Annotated in this window: 1 protein-coding gene; it reads left to right on the top strand. The window is 72.0% G+C overall.

Annotated elements, in window-relative coordinates; translation table 11 throughout:
* Nucleotides 1-4: 4 nt before the first annotated feature.
* Nucleotides 5-1,357: an MFS transporter gene (locus MTQ10_RS30095; RefSeq protein ID WP_247473739.1), complete on the top strand. Its 1,353-nt coding sequence runs from the start codon at nt 5-7 to the stop codon at nt 1,355-1,357.
* Nucleotides 1,358-1,921 lie beyond the last annotated feature (564 nt).

Below are 1,921 nucleotides of genomic sequence, written 5' to 3' on the forward strand. Positions count from 1 at the left end.
GGATATGTGTATAAGAGCCAGGCCCACCCCCGGCGCCGTCCGGCCCACCGCCACCGACCCCGCCGTCGTGAAGCGGGCCGTGAAGGCCGCCGCGCTGGGCAACGCCATGGAGTGGTTCGACTTCGGTGTCTACAGCTACATCGCGGTCACCCTGGGCAAGGTGTTCTTCCCCTCCGGGAACCCGACCGCCCAGCTGCTGTCCACGTTCGGTGCCTTCGCCGCGGCCTTCCTCGTCCGCCCCATCGGCGGCATGGTCTTCGGCCCGCTCGGCGACCGCGTCGGCCGGCAGAAGATCCTCGCCCTCACGATGATCATGATGGCGGCGGGCACGTTCGCGATCGGCCTCATCCCGTCGTACGCCGCGATCGGTGTCGGCGCGCCGCTGCTGCTGCTCGCCGCGCGGCTCGTGCAGGGGTTCTCCACCGGCGGTGAGTACGCCGGCGCCTCCACCTTCATCGCCGAGTACGCGCCCGACAAACGGCGGGGCTTCCTCGGCAGCTGGCTGGAGTTCGGCACGCTCGCCGGATACATCGGCGGCGCCGGGCTCGTCACCCTGATGACCGCGCTGCTGTCCGACGACGCGATGCTGTCGTGGGGCTGGCGGGTGCCGTTCCTGATCGCCGGGCCGATGGGCATCATCGGGCTGTATCTGCGGATGCGGCTGGAGGAGACGCCCGCGTTCGCGGCGGAGGCGGCCAAGGCCGAGGCGTCCGCCGCGGAGCGACGGGCGAAGGTGCCGCTGCGGGAGATGATCGTCGGACAGTGGAAGGCGCTGCTGCTGTGCGTGGCGCTCGTGCTGGTCTTCAACGTCACCGACTACATGCTGCTGTCGTACATGCCGAGCTACCTCACCAGTGAGCTGAAGTACGACGAGACGCACGGGCTGCTGGTCGTGCTCGGCGTGATGGCGCTGATGATGATCGTGCAGCCGTTCACCGGCGCGCTGACCGACCGCGTGGGGCGACGCCCCGTCATCGCGGCCGGATGCGCCGGGTTCCTGCTGCTGTCCGTGCCCGCGCTGCTGCTGATCCGCGACGGCAGCCTCGTCGCCGTCGCCCTCGGCATGGGGGCGCTGGGGCTGCTGCTGGTGTGCTTCACCGCGGCCATGCCGGCCGCGCTGCCGGCGCTGTTCCCGACGCGGGTGCGGTACGGGTCGCTGTCGATCGGGTTCAACGTGTCCGTGTCCCTGTTCGGCGGGACGACGCCGCTGGTGGTGACGGCGCTGATCGGGGCGACGGGGAACATGATGATGCCCGCGTACTACATGATGGCCGCGGCCGTGGTCGGCGGGGTCGCCGTGTGGTTCATGACGGAGTCGGCGGGGCGGCCACTGCCGGGGTCTGCGCCGGCGGAGTGACCCGACCTCACGCGCAGTTCCCCGCGCCGCTTTTCACCGGGGTGCCGGTGACGCCCTTTGCGCGCCGTTCCCCGCGCCCCCTTTGGCACCGGGGTGCCGGTGACGCCCCTTGTGCGCAGTTCCCCGCGCCCCTTTGTTTGTGCCTGGGGCACCCTTTCCACCTGCGGGCCGGTGGGAGGCGTTCGCGCAGTTCCCCGCGCCCCCTGATGTGGCGGGGCCATCGTTTCCACCTGCGGGCCGGTGGGGGGGCATTCGCGCAGTTCCCCGCGCCCCTGTGGTCACCTGCGGGCCGGTGGGGGGTCTCGCGCAGTTCCCCGCGCCCCTGTGGTCACCTGCGGGCCGGTGGGGGGCTTTCGCGCAGTTCCCCGCGCCCCTGATGCCTGCGGCGGCCCGCTGGTGTGAGTGCGTGGCCGGTGTAGCGCCATCCGTCCGGTGGTGGGGTCGGGGGCGCGCCGGGGGGTGTCCGTCCTCGGTGCGACGCTCTGTCTCGTAAATCCGCACCCGGGGTTTGCGCCGCACGCTGCGGGCGGGCACCCCCCGGCACACCCCCTCCCCGCCATCGGC

The sequence above is a fragment of the Streptomyces sp. XM83C genome, from assembly GCF_023072675.1.
In the GTDB taxonomy this organism is placed as follows: Bacteria; Actinomycetota; Actinomycetes; order Streptomycetales; family Streptomycetaceae; genus Streptomyces; species Streptomyces thermocoprophilus.